16 protein-coding genes and 1 pseudogene are annotated in these 20292 nt (G+C 55.5%); 4 read left to right on the top strand and 13 right to left on the bottom strand.

Going from position 1 to position 20292, the window contains the following annotated elements:
- Positions 1-40 precede the first annotated feature (40 nt).
- Positions 41-808 carry an adenosylcobinamide-GDP ribazoletransferase gene (locus ACRBB0_RS01785; protein WP_431372677.1) on the top strand — a complete coding sequence of 256 codons (768 nt, stop codon included), beginning with the start codon at positions 41-43 and terminating at the stop codon, positions 806-808.
- A gap of 39 nt (positions 809-847) precedes the next feature.
- Here ACRBB0_RS01785 and ACRBB0_RS01780 read toward each other — a convergent pair whose 3' ends face one another.
- The 9 genes from ACRBB0_RS01780 to ACRBB0_RS01740 form a co-directional block, all read right to left on the bottom strand.
- Entirely contained in the window at positions 848-2332 is a 1485-nt protein-coding gene (locus ACRBB0_RS01780; RefSeq protein WP_431372676.1) for a replicative DNA helicase, read from the bottom strand.
- Positions 2333-2558: 226 nt separating this feature from the next.
- A complete protein-coding gene (locus tag ACRBB0_RS01775; RefSeq protein WP_431372675.1) occupies positions 2559-3236 on the bottom strand; it encodes an orotate phosphoribosyltransferase in 678 nt (225 codons plus the stop codon).
- 110 nt (positions 3237-3346) lie between these two features.
- Complete coding sequence (pyrC, locus tag ACRBB0_RS01770; protein ID WP_431372674.1) at positions 3347-4384, bottom strand: dihydroorotase; 1038 nt, start codon at positions 4382-4384, stop codon at positions 3347-3349.
- A gap of 49 nt (positions 4385-4433) precedes the next feature.
- Entirely contained in the window at positions 4434-5462 is a 1029-nt protein-coding gene (locus ACRBB0_RS01765) for a phosphoadenosine phosphosulfate reductase (RefSeq protein WP_431372673.1), read from the bottom strand.
- Positions 5463-5649: 187 nt separating this feature from the next.
- Positions 5650-6717 (bottom strand): glycosyltransferase family 2 protein, encoded by a 1068-nt coding sequence (locus ACRBB0_RS01760; RefSeq protein ID WP_431372672.1) that lies wholly within the window; start codon positions 6715-6717, stop codon positions 5650-5652.
- Between the two features lie 52 nt (positions 6718-6769).
- Complete coding sequence (locus ACRBB0_RS01755; RefSeq protein WP_431372671.1) at positions 6770-7471, bottom strand: FkbM family methyltransferase; 702 nt, start codon at positions 7469-7471, stop codon at positions 6770-6772.
- A 1-nt stretch (position 7472) separates the two neighbouring features.
- The gene (locus ACRBB0_RS01750; RefSeq protein WP_431372670.1) at positions 7473-9845 is read right to left on the bottom strand and encodes a glycosyltransferase family 2 protein; all 2373 of its coding nucleotides are present in this window, start codon (positions 9843-9845) and stop codon (positions 7473-7475) included.
- Entirely contained in the window at positions 9845-10534 is a 690-nt protein-coding gene (locus ACRBB0_RS01745) for a hypothetical protein (protein WP_431372669.1), read from the bottom strand. The genes ACRBB0_RS01750 and ACRBB0_RS01745 overlap by 1 nt, the downstream gene beginning before the upstream one ends.
- The gene (locus tag ACRBB0_RS01740; RefSeq protein WP_431372668.1) at positions 10531-11574 is read right to left on the bottom strand and encodes a glycosyltransferase family 2 protein; all 1044 of its coding nucleotides are present in this window, start codon (positions 11572-11574) and stop codon (positions 10531-10533) included. The genes ACRBB0_RS01745 and ACRBB0_RS01740 overlap by 4 nt, the downstream gene beginning before the upstream one ends.
- A 302-nt stretch (positions 11575-11876) precedes the next feature.
- Between ACRBB0_RS01740 and ACRBB0_RS01735 the strand changes: the two genes are divergently transcribed.
- The 3 genes from ACRBB0_RS01735 (at position 11877) to ACRBB0_RS01725 (ending at position 14522) form a co-directional block, all read left to right on the top strand.
- Positions 11877-12785 (top strand): AAA family ATPase, encoded by a 909-nt coding sequence (locus tag ACRBB0_RS01735; protein ID WP_431372667.1) that lies wholly within the window; start codon positions 11877-11879, stop codon positions 12783-12785.
- Entirely contained in the window at positions 12782-13174 is a 393-nt protein-coding gene (locus ACRBB0_RS01730) for an ADP-ribosylation/crystallin J1 (RefSeq protein WP_431372666.1), read from the top strand. The genes ACRBB0_RS01735 and ACRBB0_RS01730 overlap by 4 nt, the downstream gene beginning before the upstream one ends.
- A 97-nt stretch (positions 13175-13271) precedes the next feature.
- On the top strand, positions 13272-14522 hold the full coding sequence (locus ACRBB0_RS01725) for a vWA domain-containing protein (RefSeq protein ID WP_431372665.1): 1251 nt from the start codon (positions 13272-13274) through the stop codon (positions 14520-14522).
- A 456-nt stretch (positions 14523-14978) separates the two neighbouring features.
- Here the strand turns inward: ACRBB0_RS01725 and ACRBB0_RS01720 are convergent, their stop codons facing one another.
- The 4 genes and pseudogenes from ACRBB0_RS01720 to ACRBB0_RS01705 form a co-directional block, all read right to left on the bottom strand.
- Positions 14979-15479 carry a cupin domain-containing protein gene (locus ACRBB0_RS01720; protein WP_431372664.1) on the bottom strand — a complete coding sequence of 167 codons (501 nt, stop codon included), beginning with the start codon at positions 15477-15479 and terminating at the stop codon, positions 14979-14981.
- 406 nt (positions 15480-15885) lie between these two features.
- Positions 15886-18573: a calcium-binding protein gene (locus tag ACRBB0_RS01715; RefSeq protein ID WP_431372663.1), complete on the bottom strand. Its 2688-nt coding sequence runs from the start codon at positions 18571-18573 to the stop codon at positions 15886-15888.
- A gap of 944 nt (positions 18574-19517) precedes the next feature.
- Entirely contained in the window at positions 19518-19808 is a 291-nt protein-coding gene (locus tag ACRBB0_RS01710) for a bacteriocin immunity protein (protein ID WP_431372662.1), read from the bottom strand.
- Positions 19801-20172: pseudogene (locus ACRBB0_RS01705) on the bottom strand (HNH endonuclease signature motif containing protein). Before ACRBB0_RS01705 ends, ACRBB0_RS01710 begins: the two are co-directional and overlap by 8 nt.
- Positions 20173-20292: the final 120 nt, after the last annotated feature.

The raw sequence follows: 20292 nt of genomic DNA, 5'->3' as shown, positions 1-20292 counted from the left end.
AACACCTGCGCCGCTAGGATGAGCGCCCAAGGAGGATAAAATGACCCCTGCGTTGCGTCTGGAAGGGCAGCTGTTTCAACTGGCGGTGCGGTTCCTGACAAGTCTGCCGGTGTCGCACGACTTGCCTGAATCGGATGATTTGGGGGTCCGGGCGAACAAGTATTTTCCGCTGGTCGGTGGGCTGGTCGGGGGGATTGGGGCCGGTGTTTTCTGGCTGTGTTGCCTGTGGTTGCCGCAATCGGGCGCTGTGATTGTGTCGCTTATTGCGACGCTTTTGGTGACCGGCGCCTTTCACGAAGAGGGGCTTGCCAATGCCATTGAAGGCATCAGCCGGGGCTCGGGGCGGGGGCAAGTGCTTGAGATGATGGCGCAGCCGGGGCTTGGGCTGTTTGGGGCCTTGGCGGTGGCACTCACCCTTGGGCTCAAGCTGGTGTTGTTGGCACATTTGTCGGTTGAGGTGGCTGGCGGGGCGCTGATCTTGGGGCATATGATTGGGATGATGGCGGTCGTGCATATCATTGCGACCACCCCCTATGCGCATAGCAACGGATTGCAGGTTGCGGCCCCCTATATCACCGGTGACGGCTACCGGTTTGCCCTTGCCACTGCGGTTTTGGTTCTGGTTGTTTCTGGCTATTGGTTTGGATTTTGGCCGCCCGTTTGTGCGCTGTTTGGCGGCGTGGTGTTGGGGCAGATGTTTCGATCTGCCATGCTGCGCAAGCTGGGCGGGTATAATGGCGACTGTTTGGGCGCGGTTATGCAGCTTGCGGAGCTTGGGGCTTATCTTGGGCTAACCATTTGGTTCTAAACAGTTGTATGGTGCGCCTTGGGGGCAGGGGGCCAGGACTTAGTAGTCGTCACCGCCACCCTGCCAGGTTTTCGCCAAGTTGCCAAAGCGGGTGAATTGCGCTTCGAAGGACAGCTCAACCGTGCCAATCGGACCGTGACGCTGTTTGCCGATGATGACCTCAGCTTTGGCATGCAGGCGCGACATGCGTTCCTGCCATTCGGCCATGCGATCCAGCTGATCTTCTGAAGGTTTTTCACGTTCCGCGTAATATTCTTCACGGAACACGAACATAACCACGTCGGCATCCTGTTCGATTGATCCCGATTCACGCAGGTCCGAGAGCTGAGGGCGTTTATCGTCACGGCTTTCCACCTGACGCGACAGCTGGGACAGGGCGATGACCGGGATGTTGAGCTCTTTGGCGATGGCCTTGAGGCCCATGGAAATTTCGCCGATCTCTTGAACCCGGTTGTCGGATGTCCCGCGCAGCAGTTGGAGATAGTCAACGATAACAAGGTCTAACCCATGGGTCCGTTTCAAACGGCGGGCCCGCGCGGCGACCTGCGAAATCGGCAGGGCGGCGGTGTCGTCGATATAAAGCGGGCAGGCTTCGAGCGTTTTGGCGGCTTCGACAAACTTGCGGAATTCGGCTTCGTCCATGTCACCTTGGCGGATTTTGTGGGACGAAATTTCCGACGCTTCGGCGAGGATACGGCTGGCGAGCTGTTCGGCGCTCATTTCCAAGCTATAAAACGCGACGATGCCGCCATCAACGGTGCCCTCGGTGCCATCGGGGCGGATGCCCTTTTTATAGGCTTTGGCGACGTTAAAGGCGATGTTGGTGGCCAGCGAGGTTTTGCCCATCGACGGACGCCCCGCGAGGATGAGCAAATCCGACGGGTGCAAGCCGCCCAATTTACCGTCCATGTCGATCAACCCGGTGGAGACCCCGGCTAGGCCACCCTCCCGCTGGTAGGCGGCGTTGGCGACGTTCACCGCATCGGTGACCGCCTTGAGGAAGGAGACAAAGCCGCTTTCGACCTGGCCTTGTTCGGCCATATTATAGAGCGCCTGTTCGGCTTCGATGATCTGCTCTTTGGGGTTGGATTCGACATCCACCTTGGCGGCTTTGGACGAGATGTCCTTGCCCAAGCGGATCAAATCGCGGCGCACCGCGAGATCATAGATCATCTGAGCGTATTCACGCACCGCAAAGCTGGAGACCGAAGAGGCGGCGAGGCGGGCCAGATAGGCGGGGCCGCCGAGTTCCTTGAGGCCTTCGTCGTCTTCCATAAACGCCTTGAGCGTCACCGGAGAGGCGAGGTTGTTTTTGGAGATTCGGGCGGCGGCGACTTCGTAGATGCGGGCATGAACCGGGTCGTAGAAATGCGAAGCACCGATGATGGCGGTGACTTTGTCAAAGACCTCGTTGTCGGTCAGAATCGCGCCCAGAAGCTGTTGTTCAGCCTCAATAGAATGCGGCATCGTTTCTGCTGCTTCGACCTGAATTCCGGTCGGATTTATCGTAGTCACTTCGTTCATGCCGTCCCCCAACTGCCCCGAATATTTCCTAAGCGCGCTTGGTAACAACAAGCGCGGCCAAGGGGAAATTGTATGTTTTTGTGGATAAGCTGTGGGCCGATCCAGTTGCTCGATAGTGTGGTAAGTGACGAACGCCTGTCAACATGTAGTGTCCATTCGAGCACTGAGTGACAGGAGTACAACAGGCAAGGCAAAGCCTGCCTGATCTATACCGATGCGTGGTGATTTAGGTTTTGTTGGCGTCTTGCCACTCACGCGGGGCCTTCATGAAGGCTTCGACCTGCGCCAGTTTCTCGTCCGAGAAGGTGCCCATGTCGCGCGCGGCTTCAAGCACATCCCACCATGTACACAGGTGATGCAGCGCAACACCGTGATCGCCCAGAGTTTTGATCGTTTCGGGGAAAATCCCATAGTAGAAAATCACCGCGGTATGGGCGCAGGTGGCACCGGTTTCGCGGATCGCGTCGACAAAGGACAGTTTGGAGCCGCCATCGGTGGTCAGATCTTCGACCAACAACACGCGCTGGCCTTCGCTCATCAGCCCTTCGATCCGGGCATTGCGGCCATAGCCTTTTGGCTTTTTGCGCACATAAGTCATCGGCAGAGCCATGCGCTCTGCAACCAGCGCACCAAAAGGAATGCCCGCTGTTTCGCCCCCTGCAACGTTGTCAAAAGCCTCAAACCCAGCATTGCGCATCACGGTGACAGTCAAGAAATCCATCAAAGTGCTGCGAATGCGTGGAAAAGAGATCAGCTTGCGGCAGTCGATGTACACCGGCGAGGGCAGACCCGAGGCCAGTTGAAACGGCTCATCGCCCATAAAATGCACCGCTTCGATTTCCCACAACATGCGGGCGGTCAAACGGGCCATTTCTTCGGCGGATGGATAAGACGTCGGAATCATCGGGCAGCACTCCTGATTTTGGGCGGGGTTTAGCGTGAAACCGGGCGAGGCAAAACCCCGCCCATGTTTTCTTTGGGCCTAAAATTTGGTCGAATTGGGCGGCTGGCCACTTAGGGCGCGACCGACCAATGCAGTGGCATCATCGGATCAAAAACCGTGACATCCCCGTCTGGCGTTTCAATCTTGGCCGGGTACGTGACCGGGTCGCCCTTGGTCAAAACCATCCGGGCCTCATTGGGCGCAAGGCCGTAGAACTTGGGGCCATAGAGCGAGGCAAAGCCTTCGAGCTTGTCCAAAGCGCCTTCTTGTTCAAAGACTTCGGCAAGAATGCTCATGGTATTGGTGGCGGTGAAACAGCCCGCACAGCCACAGGCGCTTTCCTTGAGCGGATCCACATGCGGGGCGCTATCGGTGCCAAGGAAGAAGCTTGGATCGCCGGAGGTCGCGGCGGCGCGCAGGGCAAGCCGATGCTCTTCGCGTTTGGCAACGGGCAGGCAGTAATAATGGGGTTTGATGCCGCCAACCAAAATGGCGTTACGGTTAATCACAAGGTGATGCGTGGTGATTGTCGCGCCAAGGTTGTCGCCACCAGAGCGGGCGTAATCCGCGCCTTGTTTGGTGGTGATATGTTCCATGATCACCCGTAAATCCGGCACAGATTTGCGCAGCGGATCAAGCACACGGTCGATAAAGACGGCTTCGCGATCAAAGATGTCGATGTCAGCATCAACCACTTCGCCATGCACACAAAGCGGTAGGCCAATCTCGGCCATGGTTTCTAACACGTTGCGGACATTGTCAAAATTCGCAACTCCAGAGGCGGAATTGGTTGTGGCACCAGCGGGGTAGAGCTTGACCGCACTGATCAGGCCTTCGTCCTTGGCACGTTTGACATCGCTGGGATCGGTGTCTTCGGTCAGGTACAAGGTCATCAGCGGTTGAAAATCGCTGCCCTTGGGCAAGGCGGCTTGAATCCGGCTTTTGTAGGCCGCCGCGTCGTCGCGGGTGACGACGGGGGGAATCAGATTTGGCATGATAATCGCACGGCCAAAATGGCGCGCGGTTTCAGGGGCAACGGCGTTCAGCATTGCGCCATCGCGCAGATGCAGGTGCCAGTCATCGGGGCGGCGGAGTGTGATCTGTTGCATGAGGCTGCGCCTAGCATGCGTCGCGATGGGATTCCAGTATTTCCGGCGCTTATTCGCCAGAGCGTTCTTCGGGCTGAGCCCCGGATGGATGCTGTGCCTGAGGTTTGGACGCCTGAGGTTTGGGCGCCTGAACTCTGGAAGGATGTCGAGCTTGATCGTCTTGGGCTTCGAGCTCGGCCAGGCGGCGACGGAACCGAGGCGCATGCATCCGCGACACGACGTTTTGGCACAACAGCCGGGACAGATCAGTGCGACCGTCCGCATCGAGACGGGCCAAAAGGCGGCGCAGGTAGGGCGGATGATTGCGGCGCGCCCGCATCATTTGTGCAAAGCTGAGGGAGGTGAGGCGATCTTCGGCGACGGCTGTCAGCAACGAGGGCAGAAGATCGAGCGCGATCATGTCTGTTTGCAACGCACCGCCCATAAAGGGCAGGCGGTGGCGGCTGACGTTGCGACGTTCAAACAGGGCTGAATGCATGGCGTCCATGCGTTCGCGCGGATCATAGAGCACATGGGCGTGATGCGCGGCTTCGATCATATCGGGGGCAAACCCATAGCGTGTGGTGAAATCACGGCGGCGCAATTCGGGAAACCGGTCGTCCCATTCGGTGACGCGCGGATCGAGCGTGGCTTGGGGTTGCAGCATCAGGACACGGGCACCGGGCGCTGCGACGGAATAGGCGGCGGCGGCGTAGCCACAGGGGCCCGCGCCATAAAAGATGACGTTTTCGAATTCGTCAAAGAAGCCATCGTCCAGGATTTGGTCGAAGAAGGCAAAGACGCGGGGATCGCGGAACCATGTGTCGCCGTGGCTCAGAACCGACAGGGATGACCATCCATTGCTGCGCACCATGTCAAAGCCAATCGGTGTGCGGGTTGGGGACAGGGCTTCGATCCCGGACACGGATTCGAAACTGACCAGCAAGGTGTCGCCGTCTTCGATAAAGATGCCGGCATGGTGTTTGCCCAAGGGTTCGGAAAACCCCTTGTTGTTCCCGATGTTGCGCAATTGCGCCAGCCATTCGCCGCGCGACAGCTTGCTTAGGTCTGGGGGAAAACTGGTTTTCGTTTGTGCCATGCCCGTATGTCCTCATTGGCGCTGTACCCTGATCAGGGGGTTACGGCGCTTATTTTGAAGCAAATTTGACCGGCATTTTGGGCAAAATTGTGGTTAAGGCAGGGTCATAATGCGCAAGTTTTGCAGTTTGCTCTTGTTCGTCTAAGGCATTTGTCTGGGCGATTGTCTGGGCAAAGATCTGGGCGATTTAGTTTTGCTGATTGGAATTGGCATTTGCATTGGGGTTGGGCACGCGGTTGGCGTGGGCGGCGAGAAATTTCGCCGCTTGGTGAGAGACTGGCCGAGCGGGGGGCGTCATCAACAGGCGGGCAAAGAGCGCGCGATAGGGTTCTTGTTCGAGCAGGGTGTCAAAGCGGGCTTTGCGCCAATCAACGGCAGTTTGATGGAGCTCGGAGAGCGTCGGATCAGAGCCAAGGTCGGCGCGATGCTTGGCTGTCCCGGAGAGTTTTTGGATACTGTCATCGTGATCGTCGCACCAGTTGCGTTCGACCCAGTAATCCATGCCAAGCACATGGTCTGAATGGACGGCACGGCCGCGATCAGCCTTGAGCACATAGCTCTCCATGGCCCCAAGCGGGTAGTGGTTGAGCTGGGCCAAGCCGTAATTGGGCCGACCGTAGTTGGAAAAGATGCGGCGATTGCGAAATTGCGGGCCAAGGGCGCGCGCCTCACAATCAAACCAGGCGGCCGTGTCGACGCGGTCAGGATCAGGGTTGCGCGGGCGGTGAACGCCGAGTTTGCGGTAGATTCCGTTGTTTTTATAGAGCGTTTTGAACATGGCGGCGCGCCAGGGCCAATGCATGATGGTGGGGGCCGCTTGGGTGAATTGCTGGGGGATCGGGATGTCGTCGTAGCGAACAACTCCGGCATTGCCAAACAAGCGCCATGTCAGTGTGATGGCGTCGGCATCGGGCAGCGCGGCGATCAGATCGGGCAGGGTGCGGGCACCCGTGTGGATGTTGACGAACTCATCAATATCCAGCGCCAGCAACCAATCGGCCTGTTTCACAGCGTCATGTTTGTCGGCGATTTTCAGGCCGGTAAACTGAATGCCACCTTTGTCATAAGGGCCATTGTTGCGAATATGGGTGACGTGGCCCATCTGTTGCAGCCGATCCAGCATCATGTCTGTACCATCGTCGCAATCATTGCTGATGGCCACCACATGGGTGACCCCGCAGGCAAGATGATGGGCGAGCCAATCCAGCAGAAAGGCGGCTTCGTTGCGAACACAGAGGATGGCGGTGATGTTCATGGCGCGCGTTTGATCCCGTCTGGGCGGCGAATTTTCGGCGAAAATTCTATCATCACCAGTCTTTTCGGAAGGTGACAACCTTGGCTTCTGAGGCTTTGGGGAAATAGGTCAGACCGGCCTTGTGCATGGCGTCAAACACCTGTTGCACACCGGTTTGACCAATCCATTGCGGGTGCAGTTCAATGATTGCGGCGCGCAGGCCGGTCCAATCCGCAGCGGGCAAGAGCATCGCTTCGGCCCCTTCGATATCACAGACCAACACATCGGGTTTCAGATCCTCCAAAACCGGGGAGATGGCGTGTTGCGGGATTTGGGCTGTCTCTGTCACGGTCGCCGGTTCGGCGTTGTAATCCATTGACGAACCTAGAAAGTTTTCACGAATATAGAAATTGACCGGCTCCCCCGCGGTGGGTGACAACAGGGCGTTGCGTACCTCAACATTGGTGACATTATTGGCGGCGTGAACCGAGTGGATATAGGGAATGAGCGCCGGATTGGCCTCATATGTGACGACCTTGGCGACTTGTTTCTTCACCGACAAAAGCGTCGACATATAGCCCAATCCGCCGCCCAATTCCAAAACCCGGTCGCCTTTTCGCACGATGCGCATCACCGCGTCGCATTCTTTGCGCTCATATGTCCCTTCGCGCAGCGCGCCCCGCACCCGGCCCGTGGTCAGTTGCGGATGTTTGGGGATTTTCAATCCGCGCGAACGGATGAAGGGTTTGCGTTCCGTCACAGCACTTGCGTCCATGTCAGTTCTCCATATCGAGCGCGAGAGCATAGGCCACCCGCTCGGTTTCTGTCAGGTCAAGTTTCAGGGCCTGTTGATACAGGTCTTCGAACTCCGGCATTGCGTGTAATTCAACGGCCTTGGCACGGTGCCAATCGACACCGAACTGATGCCATTTCGACAGCTCAGCATCGGCCATAAACCGATCGAATTCGGCGCGCAGCCGTGGAAGATTGCGTTTGATTGTCAGGTCGCGATGCACCGACCAATCCATGCGAATCCAATAGTTTAGACCGATTGAGCGATCCACATGCAGCGCCCGGCCACGTTGGCGTTTGATCAGATAGCTTTCGGCGCTGCGCAGTGCATAATGGTTCAGCTGGATCAGATCATAGCCAATGGTTTTCTTGGAACTGCGCCAGCCATTTTTCAACGCGTCCGAGGTCATATCCTGCCCCGATCCGTTGATCCATTTCACTTTTTTCTCGGCCCCTTTGGTCAGCTTATTGGGCCGGTGGCAGGAGATTTTGGCATAGGCCCCGTTGTTCTTGAACAGGGTCTTAAAGCCCCAGACCGTATGTGGTTTGGGGCAGAATTTCGGGGCGCAGGTGTCAAATTGTTCCAGCACAAATTTGTCGGCCAGGCGCGTGACGCCATTGTGACCAAACAACCGCCAGGTCATGGCAACATTGGTGGCATCTGGCACGCGGTCAAAGAAATCGTCCAACGTTCCATTGCCACAGCGAATGTTCACAAATTCGTCGACGTCAATATGGGCGATCCACGCGGCATTTTTGATCACAGGTTCTTTGAGCGAACTGTCGAGCGCAAATTGTTGCGGCGAGTTGCCGGTCCAGTTTTCATTGCTGCGATGCTGGAGAATGCCCATATCTTGCAACCGATCCAGCAGCTCGGTTGTGCCATCGGCGCAGTCATTGGTGTAAATGATGAAATTATCGAACCCGACAGCGCGATGATAGGCGACCCATTCGAGGATATAGGGGGCCTCGTTTTTCATGCAGCCAACGATCACATTGCCGCTTGATCCCTTGGACAACTTGCGCGGGGTGAGGGCGGTATAGGGCGCGGCCAGCTCGTCTTCGGTGACACGGCCGAGTTTGTTATGGGGCGCAAAGGTGGAGTTTTGCAGCTTGGCAAAATTCTGAATGGCGAGGGGCGGTAGAACGCGGCGCGCAGTGGCGGAGAGTTGCGATTTTGTGCGCTGGTCTTCGGCGGTTTCCTCTGGCGACTGGCCGTTCAATTGGGCCAAATCCTCGGCCTTGCTGGCCAGTTCTTCTGTGGTCGCCTGATTGATACGCCAGCGAAAGGCCATCAGGTATTGCGTCGCGCGAAAGCCGCGGGTTGGGTCGGTTTCCTGCCAATCGGCGCGGGCCGGGTTTGGTGCGATTAAGTCGGGGTTCAGGCCGGGATGCGCCGCACATAGCGCAGCAATATCAGCGGCGAAATCTCTGGACAAGGCGTGGAGGCTGCCTGGGTCAATGGGGTCACCGGGCACTTTGATTTCGCCGAGAAATTTGCGCCATAATTGCCGGGGCAAGATCACGTCTTTTTTGGCCAACAGCCGCAGGGTTGCATCGTTGAACAGGCGCGATCTGGTTTGCCATGCGGCGGCGGGCAGGCCGGGGATGTCTTCGGGGGTGGCCTTGCCGATTGTGCTCGAGATGTCGAAAGCTGCGCGCAGCTCGTCGGTGGCTGTTGGGCCGTAAAACAGCGGCATGTCGATGCTACGAAACCGCATTGCTTGGGGGCCGAACGTGTCTTGCCAAAAGCGCTGAAGGCGTTTGTAATCAAGCCAATAGGCCGCGCCTTGGATTTCGCCAAACTGCCCGGCCTGTGGGTCAGGGTCGGGGCGGGTGGCGAGGGCTGCGGCCCAAAAATCCGGCGCTTTCAGGCAATCGAGTTCTAGGTGTAACGAGCGGCTGCGCCCTTCGATCAATTGCCCGGCATAGCGCCGGATCAGCATGCGGGCTGGATCATCAATATGGGCGACGATGCGGATGTCCGTTGAGAAGGGGGCCAGGAGGCTGCGCAGGCGCTGTAGCTCAGACGGGCTGCACAAGGAGGAGCCGAGTTGATGCGCTGATAGGATCAGAACGTCGGGGCTGTGCCGGGTGATTTCAGCCTGCAGTTTTTGTTGCACATCTTCGCGCAGAACCTGTTGTTTTTCGGCGGAAATATAGCCGCGATTGTAGCGCAGGCTGTCGATGTTGTCAGGATCGGTGAGGGCGAGAAACAGGCGGGTGTGATTGCGCGCACCCGGTGTGCGGGCATAAAGCACACCCTTGCCCAGCATCTGATCGCGCTTGGCATCCAACACACGCTGGAGCCTGTCGCTGCTGGCGGCGTCGGGGCCGATATGAACGTAAATCCGCATCACGTTGGCCCCGAAGATGTCGTGTCGTGAGATGTCGTGTCGTGAGACGTCGTGTCAAGTGAGGCTGCGTCATCCCCGCCTGTGTTGACGTTCATTTTGCCCCACCATGGCAGTTCCAAACCGACATGCTCTGAGAGGCGGTTTTGCGCATCCGCATCCGCCATTGGAAGTTCCAAATATCGTGGATCATCGCCGAAAATGTCGCGCAGCATGTCATAATGGCCTTGGATCCAACGCACCCGCTGGGCATCGGTTTGACCATAGCCCATTGGCAAGCCGGGAATGGCCCCAGTCGGGAGACGATCCGTGCCAAGATTGTTCCAACGCCGCATGCTGTCCGAGGTGTCCTGGGCCGGGCGCCATGTGGCGATAAACAAAAGATCGGGCCGCGCCAGGCGCATGGCTTTGATCAGCGCATAATCGCATTGCGGCCAAAGCGACGTCTCGCCCTTGAGCACACTGATTTCTGACAACGCATCATAGAGGTCGAGGTATTTGAACGGGTCACCTTCGAAATAGCCGTTGTAGAGCTGACGTCCGACGAAGGTCCCGCCGAGGCCGGGCGGGGGCTTGTGGGCGCGCCGCAATTTGTGATCGGCCACCAGCCATCCCGCCTGTTCCAAGGCATAGGCCAGCGTTGTCGTACCGGTTTTGGGCAGGCCCAGATTGACGCATTTTACCCCGCTCATAGGGTCAGTTCCTTGTCCAATCCCAGCTCGGTCATCAGGTCGAATTCTCCCGGCGGGTAGGGGGGCAGATCACGTAAGTGACCGTAAAGGCCGGCATAAGTCGGGTCTGTCATCAGCTGATCGCGTTTGTCGCGATGCAGGCGCACGCAGGTGTCATGCAGGGGGCCAAGCACCGGATCGGCGCGCAGATCGGCGATGGCTGCGTTGAGCTGGGGCAGGTAGCGCAAGATCGAGCGATCTTCGTAGGAGCGATCATTGCGCTCCCTCCAATAGGTATCATCAAAGTTGCGATTTTCGCGATTCACATCCCCCCGGTCATTTTTGACCAGATAGCTGTCGAGCGAGCGCAGGGCGTAATGGTTGAGCGTGGCGAAGGCGCGTGCGCCATGGGCCGGGAATTTGCGGATGCGGCGCGGGTTGGCGGCGACAAGGAATTTATGCGGCACAGGACGGCCCGCGCCATCGCTCCAGCTTGGGCGTTTACGAGGCGGGAGCTTTGCGCGGAAAAACGGCCGATGCGCCCCGTAATATTGCAAAGGAAAGTCGTTTCGGACCAGCGTTTTGACCTCAATCGCGGTTTCCGCGCACCACAGATCGGGGTTGTGGCTATGGGTGAATTGTTCGATCACCGGCCGATCTTGGAAGTCCGCCACATCGCAATTGGCAAAGAACTGAAAGTTGACGGAAATGGCGTGCGGGGACTGGCAGGCGTCGATCAGCGCCGGAATGGTGTGATCGCCAACATGGATGTTGAGAAATTCATCAACATCGGCGACCCAAACCCAATCAGCTTTTTTAACCACGCTTTGATGGGCGGCGTTTTTGAGCGCCTCCATCTGGTAATTGCGCCCCTTGGCCGGGTTTGGAAGATGTGTGACCCCTCCCTTGTCTGCCAACGCGTCCAGAAGCCTGTCGGTGCCATCGGTGCAATCATTTGAATAGAATAAGAAATCCGTCACACCCAAGAGACGGTTAAAGGCGACCCATTCCAACAGAAAGGGCCCTTCATTCTTGACGCATGTGATCGCGGTTATGCGCATAACCCGGCCCTTTTTGACTGCCACGCGCGCAAGATAGCGCATCCTCGCAAATCAGAGGTTACGATCCTGCGGATTTCATCCACAGAGACCCGCGCGACCACATCGTGCGGTTGTGTCTTGTTCACTGGCATGTCTGCTCACTCGCCATGGATCCGGTTTTCCCGGTTTTTGTTGGTCGAATCATCGCATCCCCCACCGCACCCGTCAATGCAAAGCCCATGTTTTCGGATGCTTGTGCGACTTTGGCGCTATTGACCACCGCCGCTGGGCCGGGCATCCGAAGGGGGCGAGGGAGATTTATCATGGCGCTACCAACATCTATCGACGAGGTGCAAACCCAATTGGCCAGCACGGGCTATGTCTGCGGGCGGGCCTTGGCCACGGTTGTGTTCTTGTCATTGCGGCTTGGACGGCCCTTGTTTCTGGAAGGCGAGGCAGGCGTCGGCAAGACCGAGATCGCCAAAGCGCTGGCGCTGATGCTCGGCCGCAAGCTTATCCGGCTGCAATGTTATGAAGGGCTTGATGCGTCCTCGGCGGTGTATGAATGGAACTTTCCGGCGCAGATGATCGCCATCCGCACCGCCGAAGCGCAGGGGGGTGCCGACCGTGGCGCGCTGCAGACCGAATTGTTTTCGAAAGATTTTCTGATCGAGCGCCCGCTGCTTGAGGCGATGCGCCCTGATGAAAACGGCGCGCCTATCCTGTTGATTGATGAACTGGACCGGACGGATGAGCCGTTTGAGGCGTTCCTGCTCGAAGCCCTGTCGGATTTTCAGGTTACAATTCCCGAGATCGGTACGATCAAGGCCCCTGAACCGCCCATCGTGATCTTGACCTCAAACCGGACCCGCGAGGTGCATGACGCGCTGAAACGACGCTGTTTGTACCATTGGGTTGATTACCCAGATTTCGCCCGCGAGGTTGAAATTTTAACCGCGCGCGCGCCCGAAGTTGCCGAAACCCTATCGCGTGAGATTGTGAGTTTTGTGCAAAAGCTGCGCACCGAAGACCTGTTCAAAAAGCCCGGCGTGGCCGAGACGATTGACTGGGCCAAGTGCCTGTTGGCGTTGGATGTTGTTGATCTGTCGCCGGAAGTGATCAGCGACACTTTGGGCGCGATCCTGAAGTATCAGGACGACATTGCCAAGATCCAAGGGTCGGAAGCCAAACGGCTGTTGGACGAAGCCAGTGCCGAACTGGAGCCCGCATGATCTTGTTTCGGCCAACAGGGTTGAGGGAATTGCAGTTGGTTCGGGATTTGGCCTGGAAGGGCTGGCCGCCGCGCCTGCCTGATCAGCCGATCTTTTACCCCGTCACAACGCAAAGTTATGCGGATAAAATCGCACGGGATTGGAACTCTGTTCTCAAGGCCCCTGACAATCTTGGGTTTGTGACCCGGTTTGAGGTTAACGCAGAGATGGCGGCCAAATACCCTGTGCAGCAAGCGGGGGGCAAAGATCACGAAGAGCTTTGGGTACCTGCCGAGGAGCTTGCTGAATTTAACTCCGGAATTGTTGGGACAATTGAGGTCGTGGCCGGGTTCAATGATGGCAAGACGATGGACGCGCAGACGCTTGGCGCGACGTTGGAGACGATCTGATGCTTCGTCTTGTCCAAAAGGGTTCGGGGGGTTTGGGCCCCAAGCCGTGCCCATGCGGGGCCCATATCGTGCCCATGCGGTGCCAAAAGGGTGATTAATGGCTGAACACATCCCTTTGGACATTCCCGAAAATCCACGTCTGGCGCAGAATATTATCCATTTCGCGCGGGCGCTGCGGCGGGCCGGTCTGCCGATTGGGCCGGGGCGGGTGATTGATGCGATCCGGGCGGTCGAGGCCGCTGGGTTTTCGGACCGAATGGATTTCTTTTGGACGTTGCATGCCTGTTTTGTGAACCGCCCCGAGCATCGGGTTATTTATGCGCAGGTTTTCCGGCTGTATTGGCGCGATCCGCGATATCTTGAACATATGATGTCGATGATGTTGCCAGCGGTGCGCGGCGTGCAGGAAGACAAGCAGGCGCAATCGGGGGAAAAGCGGGCGGCGCAGGCGTTGCTGGGCGATGAGATGCCCGACATTCCCGAGGCCGAGCAAGAGGAGGACGGCACGCAGATCGAAGTTGATGCGTCGATGACCATCAGCTCTGAGGAGCAATTGAAATCACTGGATTTTGAGCAGATGTCGACCGAGGAAATCGCGCAGGCCAAGCGGATGCTGGCGCGCTTGACCCTGCCTGTGAAGCCTTTTGCATCGCGCCGGTCTGTGGCGTCGGCCCGAGGGGCGCGGACGGACTACCGCAAGACAATGCGGACGGCATTGCGGCAAGGGGGGGAGATCAGGGCGATTGCCCATGCCAAGCCACGTCTACGTTGGCCGAACCTTGTGGTGTTGTGCGATATTTCCGGGTCAATGAGCCAATACAGCCGGATGGTGCTGCATTTCCTGCATGCAGTGGCCAATGAAAAGGGCGCGGGCTGGGCCAAGGTGCATGCGTTCACCTATGGCACGCGGCTGACCAATATCACCCGCCATTTGGCGACGCGCGACGTGGATGCGGCGCTCAAATCCGCCGGGGCGGAGGCACAGGATTGGGAAGGCGGGACGCGGATTGGCGATTGTTTGCATGAGTTCAATCGCGATTGGTCGCGCCGGGTGATGGGGCAGGGCGCAGTGGTGCTGTTGATCACCGACGGGTTGGATCGTGGAGCGCCTGCGGATTTGGCCCATGAAATGCAGCGGCTGCACCTGTCGTCGCGACGGCTTATCTGGCTGAACCCTCTGTTACGATGGGATGAATTTGCCCCCAAAGCGACGGGGATCCGCACCATGCTGCCCCATGTGGATAGTTTCCGAGCCGGACATTCCATTCAGTCGCTGGAGGATTTGGCCCTGGCGATTTCAAAGCCCGATGACGCCGGTGAAAAGGCCCGATTGATGGCGATGTTGTAGCGGGCGGGGGGCGCGGGCTGGCATGACCAGAAGCGAAACGGCTGGGTTAACCTCTTCTGGCAAAAGTGATTTGCCGAACTCTTGGCAGGAATTGGCACGGCGGGTTGTGCGTCATGGGCCCATTCGCGCGTAAGGATTTGTGTAAGCCCTATGAAGATATCGCTGTTCTGCACCGGGCGGAAAGCGGTAGTTCGCGGCAGTTGCAAAGGTAGCACTTCGCCCAGGTTAAAGCGGCCATTCAAGCCCTATCGGAGCGGATCCCACTTACTGCGCCGTGCATCAAGGTCCACAATGCGCAGGGAGCGGAATTTGCAAAGTCGGCCCCACGCCCTAGAAGTTAACCGGAGTATGCTGCGTCGCGGTGTAAGTACCGGTCATTGGTGAAGGTTGCAGCGAAATTCTAGGATGAAGGGCTGCCGAGCGAACTCGGGAATGTCCGCTCATCGAAAAGAGTACTTACTTTTTTGCCCCAGCTTGGGGTTCTTCGAGGGCGTGATGGTCAACGAGGTTCCAAGGCAGTCCTATGTTTCTGAAAATCCGCTTGCCCTTATTTGGGTAATCACCAACGTCATGGGCTAGACGTTCACCTACCACGATGCATCGCAGGGTTTTTGATCCAGTATTTCTTATCGAATGCGCAAACCCACCCCTACGGTAGCCTAAGAAATCCCCGGGCCCGATCTGGATCGCCTCGTTACCGATCAGCGCGGTTGCATTGCCCTCTAGCACATAGACGCATTCATCTTCGTGATGGTGGACGTGATGCTCAGTGGTGTCTCGTCCTGGCTCTACTTCAATGATGTGAAACCCGAAGCCGGTGAGACCGGTGAGATCTCCTAGACTTTTGTTTATTCGTTGCGCGTTCGGATTCAGAAAATGCTTTTTTGAGAGGCCCTTCTCTGAAGCAATCTCGGCGGCGGTGACCAAATAGCGATTGTTATCTTCTGAGACAGACATTGCATTCCTTTCAATGGTATATGGTTTCACTATAGCCCCGACATGTCGTCGGAGGCTACCCTGAGATAGCGGACACTCGCGCAAACAAGCAGCATTGGTCACTTTAGGCTCAGACCGGTCATCTCAGGCTGAAGCGAACGGCCCTGGGCGAACTTGGATCGTGCGTAGGTCCGGTTGGCGCAGGTAGTGGAGTTTGCAAAGTCAGGCCAGAACTGGAGGAGTTCGGAGGTGACGACCTAATCTAGCTATTTTCGAAGGCTAAAATGCAGCGCTGAGGCTTCACCGAAGCAGACATCAAATACCCTTAGCAACAGCTCGATCAATTGACAGCAAACATTCCTCGAAGCAATGAGTTGTTTTACCGAACTGGAGATGGGCTGAGACGATGGGGCCCAGCCCATTTAAGTCAAAGGATGAAATCCGTGTTTAACAGTTCGAATCCCACACCGACGTCTTCGAGTACGATTACAAAGTCACCGGAATCGTCGCCATTAACATCACCGTAAATATAAACGTCGTTTCCGAAAACACTGTATCGAAGCGTTGCGTCTCCCGAGGAACCATGTGAGGCTGTTCCGATAAACTGGAACGATTGTTCACCGTTAACGTTGATATTGGCATCCATATTCGAAAGATCAATTTTATCGACACCAGATTCAAAATCAGTGATGCGTTCGACCGTTGAACTGCCTTTAGGCGCATCGGACGGATCGTCAAACACAAATACGTCTGCTCCGGTGCCGCCTGCAAGTCGATCAATCCCTGCATTACCATTCAGGATATCATTCCCGGTCCCACCAATGATCGTGTCATTCCCGGTTCCACCGGATAGCGTGTCGTGATCGTTACCCCCCCTAAGGAAGTTATTCCCTGCCCCGCCGTAAATGACGTCATGACCTTGATTCCCATTATACGAGTCATCGCCGTTTACCCCGTTGAACGTGTCATTGCCGCTACCCCCGGTGACCGAGTCATGACCATCGGAACCCGTGTCAGCCGTGTCATGAAACACATCCGCACCGTCACCAAGTGAGACACTATCGTTGCCGGTTCCGCCCCAAATAGTGTCATTCCCATTGCCGGCATCTATCGAATCGTTGTCTCGGCCTCCGCCGATGTCATCATTACCGTCTCCACCTACAATGTGGTCCGTTCCCCATGATCCTCGAAGGCTATCATTGCCAGCTCCTCCATCGATAAAATCAGCGCCGTTACCACCAAACAACGCATCGTTTCCGGACCCAGAAGTTATAGAGTCGTCGCCATCTTTTCCATAATAGGTGTCATTCCCTCCGGCACCAGTAAACGTGTCGTTTCCAGCGCCACCATCGACCCAGTCTTGTCCATAAATCCCGCCCTGATCAGTGTCGACAAACAGGTCGTTTCCAGCATCCAAAAATATGCTATCACTCCCGTAGCCGCCCTGGACAGTATCATTACCGGCACCGCTTATAATGGTGTCCGCTTGTCCTCCTCCATCAAGTGAGTCACTGCCTGATCCGCCTTCAAGGCTGTCTTCTCCATCGTTGCCGATGAGAGTGTCGTCGTTGATAGTTCCAATGAGTGTGTCGGTGGATGCATTTTGGTCATCACCAAAGAGATAGACGCCGGTACTGGAAAGCTCATTTGTAATAACAATCTGGATCAGCTCGTAGTCGTCCAGTATGATGTTGGCTACAGCGTCCGTGGTCACTCCGTTTGTTAGGCTCAGGTCTAGGCCTAACTGCCCAGAAGTTTCGTGGAAGATCTCTCCCTTACCGTAATACGAAGTGTGATCATCGCCTTCCATACTCAACCGCGTAGCATAGACATGGGAGTTTGCGTCAATTAGACCAGATAGATCGGCAGTAATATCAAGGTCTTCACCAATTCCGGAAGTAAAATAGATTACCGTTTGGTCTTCACTCTCAAAAACCATTGAATAACCTTGGTGAACCCCGGCCGAGTCTTCCAGTTTGAAACTCGAGATTTGAGTGTGCAGGTCTTTGCCAATTACGTTTTGCGAAAGCATCCGGTAGAGGTAACCAGTTGGAGTGAGTTCCAGCGGATTGCCCCTCGTAGTTAAGGACTCTGCTCCATTTCCGGGAGAGATAGCGGTCCAAAACGTAGCCGTATCGACACCGTTTTCGATCATTTCTGCAAAGGTTCGCAAAAAAGGAGCATTTCGCATTAAGCCCGGTAACGACGTGTTATCCGGCCCATTCGCACCGACATTCCATTCCGAAACTAGAATCGGAGTGTCCTCACCCCAGACTTCGGAGATATTTTCCAATCGATCTTGGATACCTGAGCCAGATCCCAATGGATTTCCGCCACCGAAGATTGCTGGATTGTGACCGCCGGAGTTTGTCGTATAGAAGTGGGTCACAACTCCATCGACATCAGCGAGCCCTTGATCATCGAACGCGTCCTTTATGTCCCGTGTTAAATCGACGCCATCCTTAGGTTTCACGTTGCTGGATTGAACAAAAATCTTCGGGTCGATCCCATTCTCGACATACTCATTGATCGAAGATTGGATAGCTTTTACAACCTCATTCGCGAACTCTCCGTATTGACTGGCACTCCATTCGTACTTTTTGTCATACCACTCATTACCGATTTCAAACCCCGCGATTTTAACAGCACCGCTAGTAACCAAAGTGTGGTTAATTACATATTCCACAAAATCTTGAATCAATTTCTTGTTTGCGTCAGAAATTTTTCCGGGTTCTAATGCGTCAAAATATCGATAGGTCGGAATGACGATAACTAGCTCGGAACCTGTTTCCGCCGCGTATTCAAACACGTCGTCAAGGGGGGTGAGATTAATACTTTCTGATTCCCCTGATGTCAGCGCTTCGCCTTCAAAGAAATCCATTTCCGGATTGGAAAGGTTCGGATTATCGGGGTCAAAAAACTGTTCAGTAATGGTTCCACCAGGGTAGCGGATCACATTGGTGACAACACTATCCGCGACGATCTCGTAGTCGGTATCGATGTCTTGATTTCCGTTCACTTCGTCCCGGTGGAACAGTAAATTGAGACCAAAGTGACTTTCATTTACGGATACGGTTTCAGTTGTCGCTGTGTATTCGAAGTTCACACTCGCCATGGATACAATCCTTCCATCGAATCAAATCATTATTGCCAGACATTCAATCCTTAACAAAGTATGTACAAGGTTAATCGACTGAACCGTTGCGTGCGTTCCGGCATAATTCAATGCATTCCCTGAGGTAACTTCGATGGTTGATTACCCTAATAAATTTGCATGCTCCCCCTTCCAAAAGGCGAAAATATTGTAGTCTCACGATGATCGCATTTTAAACCTCAGCCTCAATTAACGCGTCACACGCAAGCGGCTTGCAAGAGCAGTCGCGGAAGCGAATGTGAACGCCGGCTTTCGACAAATCTCGAGGAATGACCGCTTTGACCTGCAACCTTTGCAAACGAGACTAACGGCTGAATCCCAAATCAAAGCTTCCCAGTGCTGCACTTCACTCTAATGTCGTTATTGGGCTGACAACAGTCACCTCAGGCTGAAGCGAATGGCCCTGCGCGAACTTGGATCGTGCGTAAGCCCGCTGGGCGCAGTCAGGGGGCTTTGTAAAGTCGGGCTATCCCGCTGACAACCCGACTTTGCCACGCTGCAACGCCGCAAAAAAACCGGCCATTGGTGTGCTTTGCAGTGATGACTTTGGTTGGAGTGTTGCAGAGCGGACATAGCGCCACTTTGTTACATACCCGCGAAGATCGGCTTTTGATCACTTCATCAAGGTAGTTTTATTGTGTCCATGTAGCGTCAGCCTACCAAGACACCGTCGCCTATGAGGAGTAAGACTTTCTGTACCTATTTCAGGGCCTTGAACTCTTCGGCAACTATCGTGACAGTACTAGGTAATCCTGCCACTGGTTTCGGTGCACTGCCGCCGATTAAGCCCAGTCGCAGCCATTCGGCTGGCCCTGGCTTTCGAAGAAATGGCTGCAATTGGTTAGGTACCAAAACGCCACAGAACCAATTTGCACCCAAATTTATCTGGCACTTTGCCCAAGCCTTTACCCCCTGCCTAAGAAATCACTGTCTTTGAAACCAGGTATCCCGTTCTCACGGCAATAACGCTCGAGTTCGGCGACGATGCCTTTTGGAGTATCGTCGGCACCTTCTTCAGGCCAAAAAAAAAGACCGTTTTTTTGCGGGTGAGGTTTAACTATTTGATCAAAATGCCGCCCCCACGCTTCGTTTTCTTCTTCGGTTTTGGCCCGATCATTCGATATGTCATCAATGAACTTCAAAAATTCTGATTTAGTGAATTGATTGAGTTGATATTTTCTAAGAGCTTCAATCATTTCTGGTCTTCTCGATATGTGCTTTTGGTGTCATGATTTCGAGATTGTCGACATCATACACATCTCCACCGCGAATGAGAGGGTCTATGTGATCGAGCTCAAATTTACCCCGATTTCCGACTTGCTCATGGGGCGGTTAAAACGGGGCCCGGCCGTTCGCGATTCTTGTTTGGTTTGAAGGGCGAAACTGCCGCGCCAGTTCAGGATCCGTCGCGACTTCTTTCCAGAAGGCTTCGCGAAAATCGTCAAAGGTTTCGAACTCCCTACAGCTCAACCTTTCAGCGATTCGATCCGGTATTGGTGCGCCACCGTTGATTACACCCAGCCGCATCCAATCAGCCCCAACCGGCTGACCTAAGCCCATATCAGGAATAGGCGTCGATATAACATTCAACCCTTCGATGACTGGCGTGTCATGACCAGTATTATTGGGTGGGCCCAAGTTCTGAGCTGGACAGGTTTCCAACCATTGCTCGATCTATTC

The organism is Pelagimonas sp., assembly GCF_050633425.1.
In the GTDB taxonomy this organism is placed as follows: domain Bacteria; phylum Pseudomonadota; class Alphaproteobacteria; order Rhodobacterales; family Rhodobacteraceae; genus Pelagimonas.
Note: the sequence above shows the minus strand (reverse complement) of the source record. Positions and strands in the feature narration are given on the sequence as shown.

Coding starts and splice junctions, on each gene's coding strand:
- ACRBB0_RS01775 (WP_431372675.1), bottom strand. CDS start 3,236: ATGATTCCGACGTCTTATCCATCCGCCGAAGAAATGGCCCGTTTGACC.
- ACRBB0_RS01785 (WP_431372677.1), top strand. CDS start 41: ATGACCCCTGCGTTGCGTCTGGAAGGGCAGCTGTTTCAACTGGCGGTG.
- ACRBB0_RS01755 (WP_431372671.1), bottom strand. CDS start 7,471: ATGGACGCAAGTGCTGTGACGGAACGCAAACCCTTCATCCGTTCGCGC.
- ACRBB0_RS01740 (WP_431372668.1), bottom strand. CDS start 11,574: ATGCGCATAACCGCGATCACATGCGTCAAGAATGAAGGGCCCTTTCTG.
- ACRBB0_RS01720 (WP_431372664.1), bottom strand. CDS start 15,479: ATGTCTGTCTCAGAAGATAACAATCGCTATTTGGTCACCGCCGCCGAG.
- ACRBB0_RS01760 (WP_431372672.1), bottom strand. CDS start 6,717: ATGAACATCACCGCCATCCTCTGTGTTCGCAACGAAGCCGCCTTTCTG.
- ACRBB0_RS01735 (WP_431372667.1), top strand. CDS start 11,877: ATGGCGCTACCAACATCTATCGACGAGGTGCAAACCCAATTGGCCAGC.
- ACRBB0_RS01765 (WP_431372673.1), bottom strand. CDS start 5,462: ATGGCACAAACGAAAACCAGTTTTCCCCCAGACCTAAGCAAGCTGTCG.
- ACRBB0_RS01750 (WP_431372670.1), bottom strand. CDS start 9,845: ATGCGGATTTACGTTCATATCGGCCCCGACGCCGCCAGCAGCGACAGG.
- ACRBB0_RS01725 (WP_431372665.1), top strand. CDS start 13,272: ATGGCTGAACACATCCCTTTGGACATTCCCGAAAATCCACGTCTGGCG.
- ACRBB0_RS01745 (WP_431372669.1), bottom strand. CDS start 10,534: ATGAGCGGGGTAAAATGCGTCAATCTGGGCCTGCCCAAAACCGGTACG.
- ACRBB0_RS01730 (WP_431372666.1), top strand. CDS start 12,782: ATGATCTTGTTTCGGCCAACAGGGTTGAGGGAATTGCAGTTGGTTCGG.
- ACRBB0_RS01715 (WP_431372663.1), bottom strand. CDS start 18,573: ATGGCGAGTGTGAACTTCGAATACACAGCGACAACTGAAACCGTATCC.
- pyrC (WP_431372674.1), bottom strand. CDS start 4,384: ATGCAACAGATCACACTCCGCCGCCCCGATGACTGGCACCTGCATCTG.
- ACRBB0_RS01780 (WP_431372676.1), bottom strand. CDS start 2,332: ATGAACGAAGTGACTACGATAAATCCGACCGGAATTCAGGTCGAAGCA.
- ACRBB0_RS01710 (WP_431372662.1), bottom strand. CDS start 19,808: ATGATTGAAGCTCTTAGAAAATATCAACTCAATCAATTCACTAAATCA.